The following is an 18,958-nucleotide window of genomic DNA, read 5'->3' as shown; positions in this document are numbered from 1 at the left end:
AGCTCGTCAACCCAGCACCTCGTCGAACAGGCCTTGCATCGCCGCCCAGGAGCGGCGATCGGCCCGCGCGTCGTGGAGCGCCGACTTCATGATCGAGCCGTCGGCGGTCGGGTTGGTAAAGCCGTGCAGCGTGTTGCCGTAGCTGATCACCTGCCAGTCGGCAACCTTGCCGGTGCGCATCTCGTTCTCGAACGCCGCGACCTGATCGGACGGCGCCAGCGGATCGTCGGCTCCGGTCAAGACCAGCACGCTCGCCTTCACCGCACCCGCTGCCGCAGGCTGCGTGGTCGAGAGCACGCCATGGAAGCTGACGACGGCCTTGAGGTCAGCGCCGGCGCGCGCCAGCTCGAGCGCGACGGTGCCGCCGAAGCAGAAGCCGATCGCCGCGCATCTCGTCGCATCGACCTCCGGCAATGCCGTGAGCGCCGCGAGCGCGGCGCGGGCCCGCGCCCGGAGCGTGGCGGGATTGGTGCGCAAATGACTGATCAGCGTCATCGCCTGCTGCAGATCGGCGGCCTGCCGCCGATCGCCGAACATGTCGGCGGCAAGCGCCACATAGCCGTGCTCGGCAAGCCTGCGCGCCCGCTCCATCGCGAAATCGCCGAGCCCAAGCCCTTCGTGGAACACCAGCACGCCGGGACGCTTTGCGCCACCTTCCTTGAAGGCAAGATAGCCGCGCAGATTGGCATCGCCGGCGGTGTAGTCGATATCGCGTGCTTGCATCCAAATCCCCTCAAAAGCGCATAGCCCGGAACGCATCATGCGCGCACGTTTCGGAACTTCACATTGGTTTGAACGCAGGGCAAAGCCGCGCCGGAACGGGCACGGCACGGCGAGATTAGCTCGTCACAACGACGAGAGGAGATCCTGCATGACACAGCTCAAGATCCTTGGCGCAGCAGCCCTGCTCGCTTCGGCACTGGCCACCCCCGCGATGGCGCAACAGACCATCGGCACCGCCGCCCGCTGCTCGAACGCCGCTCCGGACGCCCGATGCCAAACCATGGCGCCGGGAACGACTCCCACCGCCTACCATCACCGCACCTATCGGCGGGACCGCGACTGGCAAGGCAGCTATAACCGCTATGACCCCGGCCCGGCCGACGTTGCCGCGGGCGTGGTCGGCGGCGCGGTGGGCACGGCGGCCGCGATCGCGACCGCCCCGTTCGGCGGCCCCGATTATTATGGCCGCGCCCCGATCGGCGGCGAGGAATATGCCCGGCAGAACGGCTTTGTCTGCACCCCCGGCACCTGGTTCCGCGGCAGCGACGGCCTCCAGCATCCCTGCCAATAGCTCCGGCGAAACGCTGATGCGCAAAAGGCGGCCCTCGGGCCGCCTTTTTGCTGCCGGGCCGGTGGGGGCGATGCGGTCGATCAGCTTTCCGGGCTCTGGCCGTCAGGTTCTGGTCTTCAGTTCTGGTCCTACCCCGCCAAGTCTGCTATGCGAGCCCGCAAATCATTCCATGTAGCCGGCTTAGCTCAGCGGTAGAGCAGCAGTTTTGTAAACTGAAGGTCGGGGGTTCAATCCCCTCAGCCGGCACCATCTTTTCGCGAAATCAATCAGACGGTCGGTGGGCCGTGCCTCGGTACGGAGTACCCAGCATGGTCGCCTTGGCGGGTTGGACAACCGGCTCGTGGAGGCTTGCACTCGCCGAAATCATTCCGCAAAATTGCCCGACAGGGAGCCATGAGCGTATTTCGGGCAGGCACCGGATGACGGAAACGCAGCTGCGGGCAAGGACGTCGTTGCTGAAGGCCACGCTGTTGGTCTGTGCCCTGCTGATGGGCTACTCGGATCTCACCACCACCAACGAAATCCTGCAGCGCGGAATGGGCGAACTGAACCCATTCATGTGGCTCACTCAGGAGTGGCTAGGTGAATGGTGGCTTGTTGCCAAGCTGGGTTTGACCTATCTCGTGATATGGCTGCTTTGGCACGGCAAGAGCGAACGCCAAATGGCTTATGTGGTCGCCCTCATTGCACTGCCCGTCTACAACAATCTGTTCATCCTGGCGGGCGCCAATTGAGCTGACCTCGCGGTTGTGCCGATGAGCCGCCGGTAGCGCTGCCTGGCAGAGTTGCCAAAGGCTCGCTGTTTCACAATGGACACTGCCAAACGCGGTTCCGATGATGAACTGGCCCTATTATCTCGTCGGCGTTGCCGTCGTCCTGCTCCTCGTCGCCTATCGCCTGCATGGCGGGCTGTACAGGAAGGATACGCTGCGGGACGAGCAACTGAATCGACTGATCGATGAACGCATCGATCGCCTGGACCTGAAGCGCGACAAAACGCGCGGGCCGTCCCGGCTATGAAGACTCGCAAGCCACCCTCGTCGCGCGAAGCTTCAGTCGGCCGAGATCGAGCGTCGGCCGCAGCAGCCCCTCCAGCTCGTGGGAGAATACGGCAGCTGCGAGCATGGCGAAGCGGGCTTTGACGGCGGCGAACTGGCCGCAGCAGGGTTCTTCGACGCAGACGCCGATGCGGTCCGCCGCTGCAAATCCCTTGATGATCCCGTGAATGCCGACCGTCCTGCCGCCGACGTTGCCTTCAAACCGAAGTGCCTGGGCATCGAGTCCTCCATCCAGATCGACACGGCTTGCGCCGCGCATTGTCCTTGATCCAAGCCGAGCACGTATTCGCGGTTCAATCAAAGAGCCTCGCTTGGATTACCCACAACGTTCAACGGAAGCCGTAGTCTTCCGGTCCCCACGACCATTGGATGATATGCATCATCTCATTGTACTTTGCGCGACGCAACTCGCAAACCTGCCACTGAAAGCCAACGGCGAACCGCGCGCCAATGAAAGCCTCCGCCGGTCTCAGGCGCGCCTCGGATGTCAGCGATCATTCGGCATAGCCGCTCGATATCGACAGCAGCCTGGAAACAGCCGGACGCCCTGTGCGTTGGCAGGAATCGTGGGATCATCCCCGTAGGATCACCCACCCCTCGCCTTGTCTCTGTCCTTGCAGCCCGAAACACGGTATGCAGAATGAGGGGTGGGACTCAGCCAATGACCTATTTGATCCTTGCCCGGGATGGCACCAGTCGGATCGTGCTGAAGCGCGACAGCGAAGATGCGGCCGAGAAGAAGGCGCGCGAGCTGAAGGAGATGGGTTGGTTCGAGGTCGAGGTCCGCGAGGACAAGGCCGGCCACCCGGCGACGGTGACGGAGCGGCCCAACACCCTCCAATAACGCTTCCCTTCAATGAAGCCCTCCCTTCAATGACGGCTCGATGAACCTTTGCCGGACGGCCCTTACACATGTGTGAGGAGCCCACGATGTCCGACACAGCCCATTATCGTTTCCAGTCCGATCAGGCGCGGCGGCTGGCCCGCCAGGTCACCGACGCCGCGGTGCGTGAAAAGCTGCTCGAAATGGCCGAAGAGTATGGCCGCTACGCCGACCAGATCGAGGCCCGCAGCGTCGAACAGGCACCTGCCCAGGCGATGACTCACTAGGCCGGACCCGACCGCTGCCGCCGGGCCCATCAGGCCGATGTATTCGCACGCTCGGGTCAGTTCATGACGCACTTTCTCAAACTTGGCACCCAACCGCGCGAAAGCGCCTGAGGATTTGTTCGGAACATTCTGCCCCTTCACGCAATTTTCCCCGCATGAGGGTCCGCGAAACCGACCGCAATCTACTGCTTCTGGGCAGCTTCACCCTGCTGAGCGTGGCCGCTGCCGGCATCGTCGCTTTGCTCGATCCGGCGCCCGCACCGGCAAGCGCCGCGCCCCGGCCTATAGCGAATCAGGTGCCGACCGCCAGTCAGGCACCGGTCCGGGTCGTCGGTATCCCGTTCGTCCCGAACACCAATCCCCGCCAGCGCTGACTGTGCTCGCATGCAGGTCACGTCACAATTTTGTCACCGTGCCTGCAAAAGAGACGTCTTCGTCAACCATCATGATGGCGAGTGCTTGATTCCCGGGGGTTGCTCTGCTGCAATCCGCGCGCTCAAGGTGCGCCATGAAGTGGATGAAGGAACGCGATCTCCTGATCGCGCAGACAATGGCTTTCGTACAGTCGGTGAAGGGCAAGCTGCCCGACGCCGAGCTGCCTGCGGCTGCCCCGCGGACCGCCGTGCCGCCTGCACCTGCTCCGCTGCCCGCCACCGCGACGGCCGTGGTCGAGGCAGCCTTTGAGGCAAAGCCGGCCTTGGAGGCCAAGCCAGCCTTGGAGGCAAAGCCCGCCTTGGAGGCAAGGCCCGCCGTGGAGATCAAGCCTGCGGCCGAGGAGCAAAGGGTGGTCATGCCGCCGCCTCTGCCGGTGCCGACCGTGCTCGAAGGCCTGCCCCCCGCACCCCCGCCCTTGACGGTCACCGTCGTGGAAGTCCCACCGGCGCAGCCGCCGCATTTCGCCAAGCTCGACATCAGCGGCGACTTCGGATCCGAGGTGCGGGAGCGTGTCGCCAACTTCCGCGCGCAGCAGCAGCGCTTCCTGAAGGAGCGCGAGGAATATTGCACGACGACCATGGCCAAGGTCCGCGCTGCGATCCGCGACAACAGCGAGCTACCGCGATCCGGCAAGTAACCAGCGCCCCTCTTGTCCGGACGTTTGCTGACCCTCAGCCTCGCGCGCCTGATTTCACCGGCTCGGTCAGGAAGCGTCCGCTCGATCGCGCCGGCGCCGGCTCTTCCATGGCGTCAACGCCGGGCTGCCTGCCTTCCGCCATCGATCGCAGGCCGGCCACCGCCTGGGTCATGCGTTCGGCGAATTTGGCCGCGGCGCCATCGAGGAACGCCCTGTCCTTCGGCTTCGGCTTGGCGATCCGCAGCTCGAAACGGGACGTTCCGTCTGGGCCGTCGAGAACGGCCCGGGTCATGATGATGCGCGGGGCTCCGGGCACCGGCAGCGTGATGCCGACCGTGAAGTAATCGACCGGACGCCAGTCGAGTGTCTCCTCGACATTGGTATGGTTGCCGTGCGCGCAATGATTCCTGGTGCCGACACCGCGTCGTCCCTTGCCCGATTCCTCGACGAGGTCGTCGGCGTCCCACCATTTCCGCCATTGCCCGGGCACGGTGATGAACTCCCACACCGTCTGCCGCGGCGCGGCGATGTCGAACTCCAGGATCGCGTAGGCGTCTTCGCGCGTCACCTCCATCCGCATTTGCGCGTCGTCGTGCTGCCACGCCGCTTCGAGATCGCGCGCCCACAGCGTCACATCGCCGATGATGTCGATGGTCTCCTGATGCGGGATGAGACCTTGCGCCACCGGATCGACGCCCATGGCGCGGATCGCCGCGTCGCTGTAAAGCGCGTAGGCCCGGCCGCCGAGCTTCTCGCCGACCGTGTTCTTGAGCAGCCGGTGGACCAGGATGACGTCGCGCCCGGCGAGCTCTTCCCGGCCGCCCATCTTCTGCTTCACCATCTCGCCATGATGGACGACGAACTTGAAATCGAGATCGCCCATCGCGACGCAGGCCTTGCACTCGCAGGTCGAGGCCTGGCGGATGTCGCGCAGGCGGCGGCGGAATTTGAAATAGGCGCCCTCGATCGCGTCCTGCAGCAGCGAGCCGTCGATTGTCCCGGTCGAGTAGACGAACGCGGCGTCGCCCTCGAACTTGGCGAGGCGAAACGGCGGGCGCAGCCCCTTCACCACCACGTCCATGAAATCGGCGATGATGTCCTGGGCATGGTCGAGCTCGACCGCCGCGAGGAAATTGGTATAGCCGGAGATGTCGGCAATCGCGAAATATGCCGCTTCAGCCTTCGGAAGCATGGGGACCTCCCGCGTAACCTCTTCGTGCGATTGCGCAGTCTGTCATACCGCGCCATGCAAGGTCGAGGGCGGCGACTCTTGTCCTGACGCGCTTTCGGAGCCGCGAACCGGTATCCACTTCGCTTGAAAACACTTTACCGCCCGCCGATCTTCTCCAACACCGGCAGCAGATGCTTCAAGAATTCGCTTGGGTTCTCGCTCATCGGGAAATGCCCGAGGCCTTTCATGATGGTGGCCTCGCAGCCGGCAATGCCGCTGGCGACCGCCAGCGTCTCCTCCGGCGTGCAGGAATAGTCGTGCCCGCCCGACAGCACGAACAGCGTCGATCTCGGCGACGCGGGCGCGGATATCGCCGTCGACCTTGTAGAAATGGAGGTCGCAGCGCGTGGGCCGCGACATACAGATTTTGGCTGGAGCCGAATTTTCCTGGAGGCAAATTTCCTAAAGCCAGGACCAGACCAGCGCCACGTCGGCGGCGCAGGCCGCGAGCAGCACAACCGCAAGCGCGAGCTGCACGCGTTCGTAGGGGGGCTGGTGGATCGCTCTCATGGCTCGGAGCATCCGGCGATTCTACCCGGGGAGTCCCGGGGATTCTTTTTTCCGGGGTTTACGGCTCATTAAGGACTCAGGCCCCGCCGGCGAAAGGTTCGAAATGATTCATGTTTTCAGAGGCTTGCCTGAAATCTTGCTCACGGTTCCGTGATCGGAACGGCGATCTGGCCTGAAACCCGGGGGGCGGCCTTGGCGTTGTCGGTTGTTTGGGGGACGACGAATGCCGTACGCGCTGTTCTATCAAGACGCCAAGCTGAGCAAGGCCTATCCGACCGAGGCCGACGTCTGGAAGCTTGCCCGGAAATCGGGCCTGGTGGTGGATACCGTCTCCGAGGAGGAGAAAGCCTCGCCGCGCCCGGTGCTGGACAATGACTATGAGATCCGGCCCTGCCAGCCCGAGCCGAACGAGGACCCGGTCAAGAACAAGGCCGATGCCGATCGTGAAGCGCGTCTCGAGCCACGCTTGAACTGAACGACGTTGAATTGAGGGACAGCGGATCGTCCGGTGCGCAGGGGCGGACCGGATACTGATGCGGCCGTCCTGCAACCCTTACGGCGTCGCCGTCGCCAGCGACGCCTGTTCGGCGGCGAGCGATACGCAGATCTTCCGCCGATGCAGACCGCGGATCGCCCCGGTCACCTTGAGCACCTTGCCGGCCGTACAGGAGGCGTCCTGCACGAACACGACCTCATAGGGCGCAAGCGCCAAGGGTTCGGATTTGAGGATGGTCTGGGCAAAGCACGGCACGGAGACCGCAGAGATGATCAGCCCTAACGCAAAACTACGCATGTTCGTTTGTCCACCAGCCCGGCGATCCCACAATAGCGCATCACGATGAAAGTTCCGTGCAATGCAGGAATTATTTTTTGCATTGCACGATCAGGCGTGAATATCGCCTGAACAAGCAAGCGTCAGGCCAACAAAAAAGGCCGACCCGAAGGCCGGCCTTTTCGAACGCAGTGAATGGACGTCGCAATCAGTAGCGGGAGCCCACCGGACCGCCCCAGCCGAAGCGGTAGTTGACCCCGAGCTTGACGGTATGTTCGTCGTTCCGGAAGCTCGCGCCGACAATGTCGGCCGGACCGCTGGTGAAAGTGGTCTTGCCGAAATTATAGTACTGGTACTCGGCCTTCGCCGACCAGTTCGGGGCGAACATGTATTCGAGGCCCGCGCCGACCGTATAGCCGTCCTTGTGACCGCCATCGGTGGTGAAGGCCGCCGGCACGCCGCCGACCGACGCCGTGATGTTGTTGTTGTCGCGCCAGGCGTAGCCGCCCTTGGCGTAGAGCAGCGCCGGCCCCCAGGTGTAGCCGAGGCGGCCGGTCACCGAACCGAGCTGGTCGGTATTGCCGGTCACGACCGTTCCGGCGGGGAACACCAGACCATTGTTCGACGAACTCGGCAGCCAGGAGTACTGCGCCTCGATACCCATCACCCAGTTGGGCGCGAACTGATAGTCGAAGCCGCCCTGCACGCCGCCCATGAAGCGCGCGTCGCTGCCCATCAGATTGGTGCCGTCGGTGAACGCGCCGCCAACGTGGCCGCCGATATAGAAGCCGGTCCAGTTGTAGACGAGCGCCGGAGCGGTATAGGGCGGCGGTGCCTTGGTATAGGTGCGGGCCGGCATGTCGGCCGCAAATGCCGGACCAGCAAGGGCGGCCAGCGCGACCGTGCCGAGCAAAAACGTCTTCATCTCTGATCCCCGTTACGAACGCTGCGCTGTTAAGACAAACAACGTGACGCCAATTAGGTTGCTTTGGGGCAATGCCTGACCTGTGATGTTTCCGAGCTGTGACGGGGTCGCAACAACGCCCGTTCGTTCCTTGCCACGGAAGGCTTTTTCACCGGTTAAGCAGCCCTATTTCGGCTGTATGTAAGTCGCAAACGGCTAAGGTGAAGTTCAGCGCTCCCCGAAAAGTGATCGGAGTTCGCTAACGATCCGGCCAGACTTGCGACAAGCCGCCGCGATCTGTGGCGCGGGCATGATCTTCCCGGAAAATCGCTTCACACTTTCCGGATCACGCCTAGCGCGACATCCTTTCCAGCTCCGGAAATGCCGCATAGGACGCGCCGGCGCAGGCTTCGGCGGCATTGTCGAGGATGCGGTCGAGTCGGCCGTCGACGAACAGGACGCCGCGCTCCCGGGGCCGGGCGGTAATTGCCGTCGGATTCCTTCGCGCTGTAGCGCAGGCAGACCACGTAGCGCAGCCGGCCGCCGACCGTGCGCTGCACCGGCTCGGCGATCCCGCCTTCGCGGACCCCAACCGGGTTGTTCAGATAGGTCCGCATGAAGGCCAAGATCTGGTCGCGGTAACGGTCCGGGAACGGCTGGTTGGCGACGCCGCGATCATCGGTGAAAGTTGTCGAGCTGCCGCCGTCATCGCTGGTGAGGCAGCCGGCAAGCGGGATCGAGAGCAGCAGGATCGCTGCCAGTCTTGATGAAGTCCGCAAAGTCAGCTGTTTCATGTTGCCCCGGTGGCGTCTCATAAACCGCCAGGGAGGGAATTCGCAACTCGGTTATTCCCACCAGGCGCAACCGAAGCCCGGACGCACTCCGGCCCGCCGCCATTGGGGAAGCAATGGACGGACGGGCCGGTTCTGCATCCGAAAGGCGCAGCGGGGCAATGTGGATCGAACGACGCCCCTCGGATCAGGGTTCAGCCTCGTTTCATCAGCCGCGCTTGGCCGGCACGACGTGCTTGGTCGCGACCTTGGCATGGACGTGCTTGGTCGCATGCTTCGGCGACTTCACCTTCAGCATGCCCATGTGCTTGTGGTGGCGGTGATGGCGATAGTGCTTGTGGTGCATCTTGGCGTTGGCGTTGCGCACCTTCGAGGGCAGCTGCTCGCTCTTGATGACGGGAGCGGCCTTGGTCGCCGGAGCGGTCGAGGTCGCCGGCGCGGGGGTTGCGGTCTTGCCGGTTTCGGCGGCGAGCGCGGGCGCTGCGATCACGGACATGGCGAGCAGCGCGGCGGAAATCGTCTTCAGCATGGTGGTCCTCCTCTTCGGGATCGAGAGGTCTCCGGCCGGATGGTCGGCCTCACCGATCAATGCACGTGACCTTAGGGACCGCGCACTGAACCCGTTCTGAAGGGCATGGACGGAATTCATTCATGTGAATGACATCTTGGTCATGTTGCCGGCGCGGCCGGCGACGCGCTGACATCACACAATCGTGGATTCGGCCGGGAATGTTCTGCACCCTTGGGTGTTCAAGTCATCAGGCTTCGGTGTAGGATTACCGAGCACGATCAGGAACGATCAGGAGCAACCAGGAATGAGCAAGTCGCCGAAGTTTCATGGGAAGTTTTTGGGCCTCGCAGTGCTTTCGATGATGCTCGTCGCTGCGCCGGTCATCTCGGCCTACGCCGCAGGCAGCGAGAATCCCGCGCCGCCGGCTTCCGACAGCGGCAGCAAGGGCAAGAAGGCGAAGAAGGACAAGAGCTCCGCGATCGACGATCAGAAGTTCCTGGCCGGCTACCGTGCCGCCTACGCCACGATCTACGACAAGCACGACTACACCGCCGCGATCGAGCAGCTGAAGGCGCTCGGCCAGGATGACCGTGCCGACGTCGCCAACCTGATCGGCTATTCCTATCGCAAGCTCGGCGACTACAAGGTCTCGCAGATCTGGTACGAGCGTGCGCTGAAGGCCGACCCGGCCCATGTGCGCACCTGGCAGTATTACGGCCTCTGGCAGGTCGAACAGGGCAACCGCGATCAGGCGCAATATCACCTGAACCGCATCGCCCAGCTCGCCGGCACCAACAGCGACGAATATCGCTCGCTCGCCGCCGCGCTGGAGAAACCCCCGGGCACCGGCCTCGTTTACTGAGCAAGGCAAGCGTTCAAACATCGAGCCGGCGCAGCCACAATGACTGCGCCGGCTTTTTGCTGTCCCCCTCGCCGCTCGATGGGTGGAGCGCAGCTATGGGTAGTGCTCGAGGCGCCGGTCAGGCTTATGCGGACGGCTTGCGCCGACCGTGCCGCCGCCGGCCGGCTTCGCTGACTTCGCGGTCGGCGGGTCGCCGTCACCGGCCGACTTGCCGGGGTTGATCGCCTGGCCGGTGGTGGTGACGTTGGCCGCCTGCCCGGCCCCTGCCGGACCGGCCGAAGGACCCGAGCTCTGCGCCAACACTGTTCCCGACAGCACCAGTGCCGCCATCAGTATTGCCGCGTTGACTGTCATGGAGGGGCCTTCTGCATCCGAATGATGCACAGCAACGCACCGCTGCCACGGACGTTCCCCCCGCACCATCATTTAAGGTAAATACGAGGCGAATTCCGCTGCCCGCGGTTTGCCGGCTGCAGGCTCCATTTCAGCCGCCAGCCCATCCTGCGCGGAGCAGCGGTACAGCCGCCGCCTCACTTCGCCTTCTGGATCGCGGTGACGGTGAAGCCGCCGTCGCCCTCCTGGGCTTCGAACCTGACCTTGTCGCCGACCTTGACCTGCTTGAGCAGCGTGGGATCCTTGATGCGGTAGACCATCGTCATCGGCTCGTCCATGCCGAGGCTCTTGGCCGGGCCGTGCTTGAGCGTGATCTTGCCTGCGCCCTCGTCGATCTTCTTGACCTCGCCGTTGATGGACGCGGCCTGCGCGAAAGCGGCGCTCCAAGGCCAACTAAGAGTCAGCGCCAGCGTAGCTGCAGCTGCAATCCGGATCATCCTGTTCATCGTCGTCATCCCTTCTTTGTTGCCATTTTCATTTCACGATGACGCGTCCGGTCATCCCGTAGTCGCGGTGATCGGGGATCAGGCAGGAATATTCGAACGTCCCGGCCTTGGTGAACTTCCAGACGATCTCCGCGGTCTTCTTCGGCGCGAGGCGGACGCCGTTCGGATCGTCATGCTCCATATGCGGATGCTTCTTCATCACTTCGGCATGCCTCAGATTCTCCTCGGTGGTCGCGAGCAGGAACTCGTGATCCTCGGTGCCGGCATTCTTGATCACGAAACGGATCTGCTCGCCGCGCTCGACCTCGATGCGGAACGGCGTGAACTCCATCTCCTTCATCTCGACCTCGACCGTGCGCGACGGCTTGCTCGGATCACCGGGCTCGCCGGCCGAATAGGATTGGTGACCGTGATTTTCGTGAGCGCGCGACAGCGCCGCGGTGACCGACAGCGCAACGAGGGCGATGCCGACCGTGGTGACGTGTTTCATTGGATTCTCCATTTTGCTCTTGATGGTTGCGTGTCGTGGGATGGCGCGTTGATCCGCTACATCTTCATCCCCTTCATCGATGGCCTGCCTTTGGGCTCGGAGCGGCCTGTAGCTGTCGCGCAGGCTCGGCGGCGGGCGCGTCGACCTCATAGGCGACGGTGCCTGGCGGATGGTCGTATGGCCCTGGATCGGCGTAATCGTCGCGGCCGAGCCCCTCGCGGATCTTCATCACCGTGAACATGCCGCCCATCTCGATCGGGCCGAATTGTCCTGTACCCGTCATCATCGGCAGCGTGTTGTCGGGCGCGGGCATCTCCATGTTGCCCATCGCCATCCCGGTCGATCCCATCACCATGGCGTCGGGCGCGAGCTTGCCGACGGCCTTCGCCAGATCCTTTCGCGACACGCCGATGAAATTGCGCACGTCATGTCCCATCGCGTTCATGGTGTGGTGCGACTTGTGGCAGTGGAACGCCCAGTCGCCCGGATTGTCGGCGAGCATGTCGAAGGCCCTGACGGCGCCGACCGGCACGTCGGTGGTGGTCTCCGGATATTGCGCACCCTCCGGCACCCAGCCGCCGTCGGTGCAGGTCACCGCGAAATTGTGCCCGTGCACATGGATCGGATGGTTGGTCATGGTCAGATTGCCGATCCGCACGCGGATCCTGTCGCCGAGCCGGATCGGCATCGGATCGATGCCGGGATAGACCCGGCTGTTCCAGGTCCACATGTTGAAGTCGGTCATCTCGTTGACCTTCGGCAAGTATGTGCCGGGGTCGATCAGGTAGCTGCTCATGATGAAGACGAAGTCGCGGTCCACCGGGCGGAACGCCGGATCGCGCGGGTGCACGATGAACATGCCCATCATGCCCATCGCCATCTGCACCATCTCGTCGGAATGCGGGTGATACATGAAGGTCCCGCTGTGCTTCAGCTCGAACTCGTAGACGAAGGTCTTGCCCGGCTTGATGTGCGGCTGGTTGAGGCCGCCGACGCCATCCATGCCTGCCCGCACGATCATGCCGTGCCAGTGCACCGTGGTATGTTCAGGCAATTTATTGGTGACGAAGATGCGGACCTTGTCGCCCTCGACCGCCTCGATGGTCGGCCCCGGCGACTGGCCATTGTAGCCCCAGAGATTGGCCTTCATGCCGTCGGCGAATTCGCGCACCACGGGCTCGGCGACGAGATGGAACTCCTTCCAGTCGCCGTTCATCCGCCACGGCAGCGACCAGCCGTTGAGCGTGACGACTGGCCGGTAGTCCGGCCCGCTGGTCGGATGCAGCGGCGGCTGCATCACCGCTTTGTCCATGGTCGGCGCTTCCGGAATGGCGGCGGCCTGCGCGCGTCCACTGACCGCGCTTGCTGTCACCAGCGCCGCGGTGCCGAGAAATCCACGTCGTGAGAACATTGTATTGGCTCCATTCAATGATCGCCGCCTGCCGCGGGTGCGGCCGAGGCGACGGAAGATGGTGTCGATGGCCCGCCCGCCGGGCCGCCGCCATTGATCGCGGTCTGCAGGTCGGATTGCGCCAGCCAGAAGTCGCGGCTGGCGTCGATCGCCGCGCGCAGCGAGGCGAGCCGCTGCCGCGCCTCGGTCAACAGCGCGAACACGTCGACCTGCATGCTGGAGAAGCGCAGCTGCATCTCCACGGTGATGATCTGCCGCAGCGGCAGCACCTCGCGCTGGTAGTGGCTCGCGATGTCGTAAGCCGAGCGATAGACGCGGTAAGCGTCGCGCGCCTCGGAGCGGACGTTGATCGCCTTCTCGGTCAGGCGGTTCATCGCCTGCCGGTAGGTCTCCGCCGCCTGCCGCACCCGCACCTCGCCGCCGTCGAAGATCGGGATCTGGAACTGGACATCGAAGCCGCGCTCCCTGAACGGCGGGCCTTCGGGATCGCGCGTCCGCCTGTCAATGCCGGCGACGTCGAGCAGCGTGACGAAGCGCGTCGCCTCGGTGAGATCGAGCGCCTTGGCGAGTGCGACAATCTCCATCCGTGCGATTTGCAGGTCGACACGGTGGCCGACCGCCGCGACCTCGATCGACGGCTGGTCCAGCGGCCGCTTCGGCAGCGGCGGGAGCTTACTCGGAATCCGGAAGCCGAGATCGCCGTCCCACAATCCCAAGAGACGCGCCAGCCGCTCGCGCGAGCTCGCCGCGTTCTGCCGCGCGCTGGCAAGATCGGCGGTGATCTCGGCATAGAACACCTGCTCGCGGGCTTGGTCGAGCTTATTCATGCCGCCGGTCTCGCCGAGTTTTTTGGCAAGCTGCGCCGTCGATTCGGCGGTCGCCTTCGCATCCGTCAGCAGCGCGACCGTTTCGTTCGCGGCCACTGCCGCGACATGACTGCGCCGCACCTCGGCGGCGAGCCGCAAAGTGGCGAGCGCGGCCTTGAGCTGCGCCTGACGAAAGCGCTCGCGCGCGATCTCGGAGCGCGCCGGCAAGGTCGCCAGCGCCAGGATGTCGCCGACCACCTGCCGCTCGACCTCGCTGGCGCCGCCTCCGGTGATGCGGGAGGCCGAGAAGGTCGGATTCGGCGGCAGGCTGTCGGCGACCAGATCCGTCTCCGCCAGCGCGAGCTCGTTATAGGCGGCCTGCAAGCCTTTGTTGTTCAGCAGAGCGAGCTGGACGGCAGCATCCGCCGTCAGATTGCGGGCGAGCAGCCGCTTCACCGCGGCGTCGACAGTCGCGGCCTCGTCCTGGGTGCGAACGAAGGCAACGTCCTTGCCGATCGCCTTCTCCGTCACGTCGGAGACAACGCCCATGCCGCTGTCGGGCGAGAACGAGGCGCATCCCGCGAGCGCGGATGTCAGCAGCAGGATCGGCGCAATGGCCAGATATCGCATGGCGCCCTCCTACCGATCCTACTTCGATTTCGCCGGCGGCGTCACGCCATCGTTGCGCTCGCGCCAGGGCAGCGGCGTCGCCGGCCGCAGGCTGCTGTAGGGCGCGATCGTCGAGCGATAGCCGACGCTGGCCGTGTGCGCCGACGGGTTGGCCGGATCGGCTGCGCTGGCGACTGGCCGGCCGTCGGCCATGCAGCCGGCGAGCGGTGCGGCCGCGACGATGGCAGCCGCGATCCGCGACACGAATGTGAACGGCGCGCGCCGGCCAAGCCGGTTGCCACGCGGTGTGGCCACGGCGGCGAGCCTCGCCCCGAAATGCGAATACATGGGTCTGTCCCGATCTTCAGATGAATGACAGGCATGCGCACGCACGCGCGCGGCGCAGCCACGATGTCAGCTGCGGATCAGGCGATGGGGGGACGATAGAGTCGCGCGGGCGCCTCGCCGTGCAGGCTCTGGAAGGCTTCAGTGAGACGGGTCGCGATCGGATGCAACGGACCGGCGACGAGCGGAAGAGCGGCCGGCAGCGCCGACACGCACATCATCGCGCAGCACGGTCCCGGGGCGCTCTTGCCATCGTGGCTGTGCTTGACCGGCGGTTCGGCGCCATCGGCCGCGTGATGCATATGCATGCCGGCGTGATCGTGGCCGGCATGAACGTGCGCGGCGCCATCGGCGTGCGCCATCGAGGCATCATGCACATGCACCGCGACGGCCGGCTGGACCCGATCGGTCAGGCACGGAAACGGCGCTCCGAACGCAAGCGCGATGGACGGCGCGAGCACGCAGAACAGATAGGCCAGGATAATGGCACATCCCGCCCGCACCCGCCCTGACCTGCTCAGTCGCACTAACACCCGCCCAATCGCTCCGATCGCACCCAAGGAGCATGCTAACCGCAAATCAGCCTGCTGCGAACCGGGAGCAGCTATATACCCCCTTAGGGTATCATGCAATCGGTCACGCCTGCTTCAACACCGCCGGATCGACCGGCATCTTCCGCAGCCGCTTCCCGGTCGCTGCGAAGATCGCGTTGCCAATCGCGGGCACGATGCCCGACGTTCCGGTCTCGCCCATGCCGCCGGGCGGCTCGGTGCTCGGTACGATGTGGACCTCGATGGCTGGCGCCTGATCGATGCGCAGCACCTGGTAGCTGTCGAAATTGGTCTGCTCGACGCGGCCGTCCTTTAGCGTGATCTCGCCATAGAGCGCGGCGGTGACGCCGAAATTGATGCCGCTTTGCAACTGCGCCTGCACCGTGTCGGGATTGACCACGGTGCCGCAGTCCATCGCGCAGACGACGCGGTGGACGCGGACCGAGCCGTCCTTGGCCACCTCCACCTCGGCAATTTGCGCGAGGTAGCTGCCGAACACGAATTGCAGCGACACGCCGCGGCCGCGCCCGGCCGGCAGCTTGCTGCCCCAGCCGGCCTTGGCCGCCGCGAGCTCGAGCGCCGCCTTGGCGCGCGGCGACTTGCCGAGCAGCGCCTTGCGATAGTCGACCGGGTCCTGCTTGGCGGCCGCCGCCATCTCGTCAATCATGCTTTCGGTGACGAACACGTTGTGCGAAGGCCCGACGCTGCGCCAGAACGCGGTCGGAATGCCGGGCGGCTCGACCCGGACATATTCGACGTGGAAGTTCGGAATGTCGTAGACCAGATCGATCGCGCCTTCCGTCGTGTCGGGGTCGAGACCGTTGCGGAAAAACGGCGGCGCCCATCGCGCGATGACGGAAGAGCCGGCGAAGCGGTTGTTCCAGGCGACCGGCTTGCCGGATGCATCGAGGCCGACCGCAATCCGGTCGCACCAGTACGGCCGGTACATGTCGTGCTGGATGTCTTCCTCGCGGGTCCACACCACCTTGACCGGCGCGTCGACCTGCTTTGCGATCTGCACGGCGCGGATCACGCCGTCGACCTCGAGCCTGCGGCCGAAGCCGCCGCCGAGCAGATGATTGTGCACCACGACCTTTTCCGGCGGCAGGTCCAGCATCTTCGCAGTCACCGCCTGCACGCGCGAGAGCGCCTGGTTGCCGACCCAGATCTCGCAGCCATCGGCGCGCACATGCACGGTGCAGTTCATCGGCTCCATCGTCGCATGGGCGAGGAACGGCAGCTGATAGCTCGCCTCGAGCTTCGTCGCTGCAGCCGCCAAGGCCTTGTCGGCGTCGCCGACATTCTGCGCGACCGCGCCGGGCTTCGTGGTGGCGGCTTCGAGCTCGCGCGCGATATCCGACGTGGCGAGCTTGGCGTGAGGCCCCTCGTCCCATTCGATCGTGAGCGCCGCGAGACCTTTCTTCGCCGCCCCCATGTGATCGGCCACCACGGCGACTGCGTCGTCGAGCTTCACGATCTGGCGGACGCCGTTGACGGCCTTCGCCGCCGTATCGTCCACGCGCTTGACCTTGCCGCCGAATACCGGCGACTGCGCCAGCGTCGCGATCTTCACACCGGGTGGCCGTGCGTCGATGCCGTAGACCGCCGAGCCGTTGATCTTGGAGGGCGTATCGAGCCGCTTGGCCGGCGTGCCGATCAGCTTGAACTCGGCCGGGCTCTTCAGCGTCACATTCTCCGGCACCGGCATCTGCGCCGCGTCAGCCGCCAGCTCGCCGTAACCGAGCTTGCGTCCCGAGGCCGCATGATGCACCTCGCCGTTCTCGGCGCGGCATGTCCCAGGCTCGACGTTCCAGCGCTTCGCCGCGGCGGCGACCAGCATCGCTTTCGCGGTGGCGCCGGCCTTGCGCATCGGCTGCCAGGCGCCGCGCATCGCGTTCGAATTGCCGGTGGCCTGCACGCCGAGCAGCGGATTGGCATAGAGCTTGTCGCTCGGCGGCGCGTGCTTGAGCTGGACCTGCGTCAGGCCGATCTCGAGCTCTTCTGCGATCAGCATCGGGATCGAGGTGTAGGTGCCCTGCCCCATCTCGACATAGGGCATCGTCAGCACCACCTTGCCGTCGCTGCCGATCCGGATGAAGGCATTCGGCGCGAAGTCACCAGCCGCCACAGCCTGGCTTTCGGGGCCTGCAAACGGCAGGCTCACGCTCAGCAGCAGACCACCGCCTGCCACGGCAGTGGCACGAAGGAAATTGCGCCGCGACAGATCGGCGCCGCGCTCAGACAGATTGTCCAACAGCGTCATGGCTCAACCTCCCGACTGCGCGGCTTGCTTGATGGCTTCGCGAATGCGGACGTAGGTGCCGCAGCGGCAGATGTTGCCCGACATCGCGTCGTCGATGTCCGCATCGGTCGGCTTCGGCTTGCTCGCAAGCAGCGCCGAGGCCGACATGATCTGCCCGGACTGGCAGTAGCCGCATTGCGGCACCTCGTGCGCGAGCCAGGCGTCCTGGATCTTCTTGCCCGCCGGCGTCTTGCCGACCGCCTCGATGGTCGTGATCTTGGAGTCGCCGATGCTGTCGATCGTCGTGATGCAGGAGCGCACCGCGCTATCGTCGAGATGCACCGTGCAGGCGCCGCACAGCGCCATGCCGCAGCCGAACTTGGTGCCGGTCATGCCGAGCACGTCTCGCAACACCCACAGCAGCGGCGTATCGCCGTCGGCATCGACCGAATGACTGGTCCCGTTGATCGTGATCTGGAAAGGCATCCTGACACTCCTGTCCTGGTTCGAGCCCGCGCGGGATCGCGTCCCTCGGGGCGAATTCGGCGGCATTTCGAAGCAATCGAACCCTCATCGCGTCGATTACTCACTCATGGTAATAAATAGAAATCTTACCGGCTATAAGCGACGCTTTGGTCCACAGTGAAATGACAATTGGTTTATAATCATGGATCGACTGACCAGCATGTCCGTGTTCGCCCGTGTCGCCGATCTCGGCTCCTTCACCGCGGCGGCCAAGGAGTTGCGGATGTCGCCGACCATGATCGGCAAGCATATCCGCTTTCTCGAGGATCGGCTCGGCTCGCAATTGATCAACCGGTCGACCCGGCGGCAGGGCCTCACCGAGCTCGGCCGCAGCTACCTCGATCACTGCAAGCATCTGCTCGAACAGGCCGAGGCCGGCGATGCGCTGGTCGAGGAGGCGTTGAGCGCGCCGCGCGGCAAGCTCCGCGTCGCGACCTCGGTCGCCTTCGGCTCGTACAGCCTCGCGCCGGCGCTGGTTCGTTTCATGAGAATGTATCCGGAGGTGTCGGTCGAGCTCGTGCTCAGCGACAAGATGGTCGATCTGCTCGAGGAAGGCCTCGACGCCGCCATCCGGGTCGGCACGCTGACCGACTCCACCATGATGTCGCGCGCACTATCGCCTTACGCCGGCGTGGTTTGCGCCGCGCCGAGCTATCTCGCCGAGCGCGGCACGCCGTCCCATCCGGGCGATCTGATCCACCATGAATGCCTGCGCTATCCCGGCTGGTCGGACGCGCGGAGGTGGAGCTTCTTTGGGCCGGAGGGCGAAGTGCATGTCGATGTCGGAAGCCGCCTCACCATCAACAACGCGTTCGGCATCCGCTATGCGGCGCTGGCCGGGGCCGGCATCGTGCTGATGCGCGATGAGCTGCTGGCCGAGGATATCGCCGCGGGGCGGCTCCAGGTGCTGCTGCCGAACTACACGACGCAAGCCCGCGCGCGGCAGATTCTGTGGCCGAGGCACCGCAAGATGACACCGAAGCTGCGGGCGCTGATCGACTTCATCGTGGAGACCTATGGCTAAC

Annotated in this window: 26 protein-coding genes, 1 tRNA gene and 1 pseudogene; 11 read left to right on the top strand and 17 right to left on the bottom strand. The window is 64.7% G+C overall.

All coding sequences use genetic code 11. From position 1 onward, the window contains the following. Window positions 1-6: 6 nt before the first annotated feature. Window positions 7-723, bottom strand: coding sequence for a dienelactone hydrolase family protein (locus ACVISU_RS37635; protein ID WP_456710327.1), 717 nt, complete (start codon window positions 721-723; stop codon window positions 7-9). A 148-nt stretch (window positions 724-871) separates the two neighbouring features. Between ACVISU_RS37635 and ACVISU_RS37630 the strand changes: the two genes are divergently transcribed. The 4 genes from ACVISU_RS37630 (at window position 872) to ACVISU_RS37615 (ending at window position 2,314) form a co-directional block, all read left to right on the top strand. Next, a complete protein-coding gene (locus ACVISU_RS37630; protein ID WP_050402813.1) occupies window positions 872-1,294 on the top strand; it encodes a hypothetical protein in 423 nt (140 codons plus the stop codon). Window positions 1,295-1,468: 174 nt separating this feature from the next. After that, window positions 1,469-1,543, top strand: a tRNA-Thr gene (locus ACVISU_RS37625). 59 nt (window positions 1,544-1,602) lie between these two features. Next, complete coding sequence (locus ACVISU_RS37620; protein WP_456710326.1) at window positions 1,603-2,028, top strand: DUF5658 family protein; 426 nt, start codon at window positions 1,603-1,605, stop codon at window positions 2,026-2,028. A 103-nt stretch (window positions 2,029-2,131) separates the two neighbouring features. Next, window positions 2,132-2,314, top strand: coding sequence for a hypothetical protein (locus ACVISU_RS37615; RefSeq protein ID WP_172803648.1), 183 nt, complete (start codon window positions 2,132-2,134; stop codon window positions 2,312-2,314). Here the strand turns inward: ACVISU_RS37615 and ACVISU_RS37610 are convergent. After that, window positions 2,309-2,611 (bottom strand): hypothetical protein, encoded by a 303-nt coding sequence (locus tag ACVISU_RS37610; protein WP_456710325.1) that lies wholly within the window; start codon window positions 2,609-2,611, stop codon window positions 2,309-2,311. The two genes, ACVISU_RS37615 and ACVISU_RS37610, sit on opposite strands and share 6 nt — an antisense overlap. A 402-nt stretch (window positions 2,612-3,013) precedes the next feature. On the opposite strand from ACVISU_RS37610, the gene ACVISU_RS37605 reads away from it, so the two are divergent. The 4 genes from ACVISU_RS37605 to ACVISU_RS37590 all read left to right on the top strand — a co-directional run bounded on the left by ACVISU_RS37605 (window position 3,014) and on the right by ACVISU_RS37590 (window position 4,534). Then, window positions 3,014-3,196 carry a hypothetical protein gene (locus tag ACVISU_RS37605; protein WP_456710324.1) on the top strand — a complete coding sequence of 61 codons (183 nt, stop codon included), beginning with the start codon at window positions 3,014-3,016 and terminating at the stop codon, window positions 3,194-3,196. 86 nt (window positions 3,197-3,282) lie between these two features. Continuing rightward, window positions 3,283-3,462, top strand: coding sequence for a hypothetical protein (locus ACVISU_RS37600; protein ID WP_050402863.1), 180 nt, complete (start codon window positions 3,283-3,285; stop codon window positions 3,460-3,462). Between the two features lie 155 nt (window positions 3,463-3,617). Then, window positions 3,618-3,836, top strand: a complete 219-nt coding sequence (locus ACVISU_RS37595; protein ID WP_456710323.1) for a hypothetical protein — start codon at window positions 3,618-3,620, stop codon at window positions 3,834-3,836. A 134-nt stretch (window positions 3,837-3,970) separates the two neighbouring features. Further along, window positions 3,971-4,534 carry a hypothetical protein gene (locus ACVISU_RS37590; RefSeq protein WP_456710322.1) on the top strand — a complete coding sequence of 188 codons (564 nt, stop codon included), beginning with the start codon at window positions 3,971-3,973 and terminating at the stop codon, window positions 4,532-4,534. Window positions 4,535-4,568: 34 nt separating this feature from the next. On the opposite strand, the gene ACVISU_RS37585 is transcribed toward ACVISU_RS37590, so the two are convergent. Together ACVISU_RS37585 and ACVISU_RS37580 are read right to left on the bottom strand one after the other, a co-directional pair. Further along, the gene (locus ACVISU_RS37585) at window positions 4,569-5,726 is read right to left on the bottom strand and encodes a DUF2652 domain-containing protein (protein WP_456710321.1); all 1,158 of its coding nucleotides are present in this window, start codon (window positions 5,724-5,726) and stop codon (window positions 4,569-4,571) included. Window positions 5,727-5,860: 134 nt separating this feature from the next. After that, complete coding sequence (locus ACVISU_RS37580; RefSeq protein WP_050402820.1) at window positions 5,861-6,040, bottom strand: alpha/beta fold hydrolase; 180 nt, start codon at window positions 6,038-6,040, stop codon at window positions 5,861-5,863. Between the two features lie 458 nt (window positions 6,041-6,498). On the opposite strand from ACVISU_RS37580, the gene ACVISU_RS37575 reads away from it, so the two are divergent. After that, window positions 6,499-6,750 (top strand): hypothetical protein, encoded by a 252-nt coding sequence (locus tag ACVISU_RS37575; RefSeq protein ID WP_456710320.1) that lies wholly within the window; start codon window positions 6,499-6,501, stop codon window positions 6,748-6,750. A gap of 78 nt (window positions 6,751-6,828) precedes the next feature. Here ACVISU_RS37575 and ACVISU_RS37570 read toward each other — a convergent pair whose 3' ends face one another. From ACVISU_RS37570 to ACVISU_RS37555, 4 genes and pseudogenes are all read right to left on the bottom strand, one after another. Next, entirely contained in the window at window positions 6,829-7,068 is a 240-nt protein-coding gene (locus tag ACVISU_RS37570) for a hypothetical protein (protein WP_456710319.1), read from the bottom strand. A gap of 187 nt (window positions 7,069-7,255) precedes the next feature. Continuing rightward, window positions 7,256-7,972 (bottom strand): outer membrane protein, encoded by a 717-nt coding sequence (locus tag ACVISU_RS37565; RefSeq protein ID WP_456710318.1) that lies wholly within the window; start codon window positions 7,970-7,972, stop codon window positions 7,256-7,258. Between the two features lie 331 nt (window positions 7,973-8,303). Continuing rightward, window positions 8,304-8,745 (bottom strand): annotated as a pseudogene (locus ACVISU_RS37560) (hypothetical protein). Between the two features lie 205 nt (window positions 8,746-8,950). Beyond that, entirely contained in the window at window positions 8,951-9,271 is a 321-nt protein-coding gene (locus ACVISU_RS37555; protein ID WP_244522170.1) for a His-rich protein BRANT, read from the bottom strand. Window positions 9,272-9,557: 286 nt separating this feature from the next. Between ACVISU_RS37555 and ACVISU_RS37550 the strand changes: the two genes are divergently transcribed. Beyond that, on the top strand, window positions 9,558-10,115 hold the full coding sequence (locus ACVISU_RS37550; RefSeq protein WP_050402825.1) for a tetratricopeptide repeat protein: 558 nt from the start codon (window positions 9,558-9,560) through the stop codon (window positions 10,113-10,115). Window positions 10,116-10,208: 93 nt separating this feature from the next. Here the strand turns inward: ACVISU_RS37550 and ACVISU_RS37545 are convergent, their stop codons facing one another. The 9 genes from ACVISU_RS37545 to ACVISU_RS37505 all read right to left on the bottom strand — a co-directional run bounded on the left by ACVISU_RS37545 (window position 10,209) and on the right by ACVISU_RS37505 (window position 17,894). Further along, window positions 10,209-10,469, bottom strand: a complete 261-nt coding sequence (locus ACVISU_RS37545) for a hypothetical protein (protein ID WP_456710317.1) — start codon at window positions 10,467-10,469, stop codon at window positions 10,209-10,211. A gap of 176 nt (window positions 10,470-10,645) precedes the next feature. Next, window positions 10,646-10,954, bottom strand: a complete 309-nt coding sequence (locus ACVISU_RS37540) for a copper-binding protein (protein ID WP_456710316.1) — start codon at window positions 10,952-10,954, stop codon at window positions 10,646-10,648. Between the two features lie 28 nt (window positions 10,955-10,982). Then, the gene (locus tag ACVISU_RS37535; protein WP_456710315.1) at window positions 10,983-11,444 is read right to left on the bottom strand and encodes a cupredoxin domain-containing protein; all 462 of its coding nucleotides are present in this window, start codon (window positions 11,442-11,444) and stop codon (window positions 10,983-10,985) included. A gap of 73 nt (window positions 11,445-11,517) precedes the next feature. Beyond that, a complete protein-coding gene (locus ACVISU_RS37530) occupies window positions 11,518-12,855 on the bottom strand; it encodes a multicopper oxidase domain-containing protein (protein ID WP_456710314.1) in 1,338 nt (445 codons plus the stop codon). A 14-nt stretch (window positions 12,856-12,869) separates the two neighbouring features. Further along, entirely contained in the window at window positions 12,870-14,291 is a 1,422-nt protein-coding gene (locus tag ACVISU_RS37525; RefSeq protein ID WP_456710313.1) for a TolC family protein, read from the bottom strand. A gap of 18 nt (window positions 14,292-14,309) precedes the next feature. Then, a complete protein-coding gene (locus tag ACVISU_RS37520; protein ID WP_456710312.1) occupies window positions 14,310-14,618 on the bottom strand; it encodes a hypothetical protein in 309 nt (102 codons plus the stop codon). A 77-nt stretch (window positions 14,619-14,695) separates the two neighbouring features. Continuing rightward, entirely contained in the window at window positions 14,696-15,148 is a 453-nt protein-coding gene (locus ACVISU_RS37515) for a hypothetical protein (protein ID WP_456710982.1), read from the bottom strand. A gap of 103 nt (window positions 15,149-15,251) precedes the next feature. Beyond that, window positions 15,252-17,429: a molybdopterin cofactor-binding domain-containing protein gene (locus tag ACVISU_RS37510; RefSeq protein WP_456710311.1), complete on the bottom strand. Its 2,178-nt coding sequence runs from the start codon at window positions 17,427-17,429 to the stop codon at window positions 15,252-15,254. A 3-nt stretch (window positions 17,430-17,432) separates the two neighbouring features. After that, window positions 17,433-17,894 (bottom strand): (2Fe-2S)-binding protein, encoded by a 462-nt coding sequence (locus tag ACVISU_RS37505; protein ID WP_050402832.1) that lies wholly within the window; start codon window positions 17,892-17,894, stop codon window positions 17,433-17,435. 181 nt (window positions 17,895-18,075) lie between these two features. On the opposite strand from ACVISU_RS37505, the gene ACVISU_RS37500 reads away from it, so the two are divergent. After that, window positions 18,076-18,957, top strand: a complete 882-nt coding sequence (locus tag ACVISU_RS37500) for a LysR substrate-binding domain-containing protein (protein ID WP_050402833.1) — start codon at window positions 18,076-18,078, stop codon at window positions 18,955-18,957. The last annotated feature ends 1 nt before the right edge of the window (window position 18,958 follow it).

It is taken from the genome of Bradyrhizobium sp. USDA 4452 (assembly GCF_054063575.1).
The sequence above is the reverse complement of the archived record's forward strand: the minus strand, read 5'-3'. Positions and strand labels throughout refer to the sequence as shown.

Excerpts from the sequence above, each read along its gene's own strand:
- ACVISU_RS37595 (WP_456710323.1), top strand. The coding sequence starts at position 3,618 with ATGAGGGTCCGCGAAACCGACCGCAATCTACTGCTTCTGGGCAGCTTC.
- ACVISU_RS37615 (WP_172803648.1), top strand. The coding sequence starts at position 2,132 with ATGAACTGGCCCTATTATCTCGTCGGCGTTGCCGTCGTCCTGCTCCTC.
- ACVISU_RS37545 (WP_456710317.1), bottom strand. The coding sequence starts at position 10,469 with ATGACAGTCAACGCGGCAATACTGATGGCGGCACTGGTGCTGTCGGGA.
- ACVISU_RS37585 (WP_456710321.1), bottom strand. The coding sequence starts at position 5,726 with ATGCTTCCGAAGGCTGAAGCGGCATATTTCGCGATTGCCGACATCTCC.
- ACVISU_RS37635 (WP_456710327.1), bottom strand. The coding sequence starts at position 723 with ATGCAAGCACGCGATATCGACTACACCGCCGGCGATGCCAATCTGCGC.
- ACVISU_RS37565 (WP_456710318.1), bottom strand. The coding sequence starts at position 7,972 with ATGAAGACGTTTTTGCTCGGCACGGTCGCGCTGGCCGCCCTTGCTGGT.
- ACVISU_RS37530 (WP_456710314.1), bottom strand. The coding sequence starts at position 12,855 with ATGTTCTCACGACGTGGATTTCTCGGCACCGCGGCGCTGGTGACAGCA.
- ACVISU_RS37535 (WP_456710315.1), bottom strand. The coding sequence starts at position 11,444 with ATGAAACACGTCACCACGGTCGGCATCGCCCTCGTTGCGCTGTCGGTC.
- ACVISU_RS37525 (WP_456710313.1), bottom strand. The coding sequence starts at position 14,291 with ATGCGATATCTGGCCATTGCGCCGATCCTGCTGCTGACATCCGCGCTC.
- ACVISU_RS37620 (WP_456710326.1), top strand. The coding sequence starts at position 1,603 with ATGGTCGCCTTGGCGGGTTGGACAACCGGCTCGTGGAGGCTTGCACTC.
- ACVISU_RS37575 (WP_456710320.1), top strand. The coding sequence starts at position 6,499 with ATGCCGTACGCGCTGTTCTATCAAGACGCCAAGCTGAGCAAGGCCTAT.
- ACVISU_RS37510 (WP_456710311.1), bottom strand. The coding sequence starts at position 17,429 with ATGACGCTGTTGGACAATCTGTCTGAGCGCGGCGCCGATCTGTCGCGG.
- ACVISU_RS37550 (WP_050402825.1), top strand. The coding sequence starts at position 9,558 with ATGAGCAAGTCGCCGAAGTTTCATGGGAAGTTTTTGGGCCTCGCAGTG.
- ACVISU_RS37590 (WP_456710322.1), top strand. The coding sequence starts at position 3,971 with ATGAAGTGGATGAAGGAACGCGATCTCCTGATCGCGCAGACAATGGCT.
- ACVISU_RS37630 (WP_050402813.1), top strand. The coding sequence starts at position 872 with ATGACACAGCTCAAGATCCTTGGCGCAGCAGCCCTGCTCGCTTCGGCA.
- ACVISU_RS37610 (WP_456710325.1), bottom strand. The coding sequence starts at position 2,611 with ATGCGCGGCGCAAGCCGTGTCGATCTGGATGGAGGACTCGATGCCCAG.
- ACVISU_RS37505 (WP_050402832.1), bottom strand. The coding sequence starts at position 17,894 with ATGCCTTTCCAGATCACGATCAACGGGACCAGTCATTCGGTCGATGCC.
- ACVISU_RS37520 (WP_456710312.1), bottom strand. The coding sequence starts at position 14,618 with ATGTATTCGCATTTCGGGGCGAGGCTCGCCGCCGTGGCCACACCGCGT.
- ACVISU_RS37605 (WP_456710324.1), top strand. The coding sequence starts at position 3,014 with ATGACCTATTTGATCCTTGCCCGGGATGGCACCAGTCGGATCGTGCTG.
- ACVISU_RS37540 (WP_456710316.1), bottom strand. The coding sequence starts at position 10,954 with ATGAACAGGATGATCCGGATTGCAGCTGCAGCTACGCTGGCGCTGACT.
- ACVISU_RS37555 (WP_244522170.1), bottom strand. The coding sequence starts at position 9,271 with ATGCTGAAGACGATTTCCGCCGCGCTGCTCGCCATGTCCGTGATCGCA.
- ACVISU_RS37600 (WP_050402863.1), top strand. The coding sequence starts at position 3,283 with ATGTCCGACACAGCCCATTATCGTTTCCAGTCCGATCAGGCGCGGCGG.
- ACVISU_RS37500 (WP_050402833.1), top strand. The coding sequence starts at position 18,076 with ATGGATCGACTGACCAGCATGTCCGTGTTCGCCCGTGTCGCCGATCTC.
- ACVISU_RS37570 (WP_456710319.1), bottom strand. The coding sequence starts at position 7,068 with ATGCGTAGTTTTGCGTTAGGGCTGATCATCTCTGCGGTCTCCGTGCCG.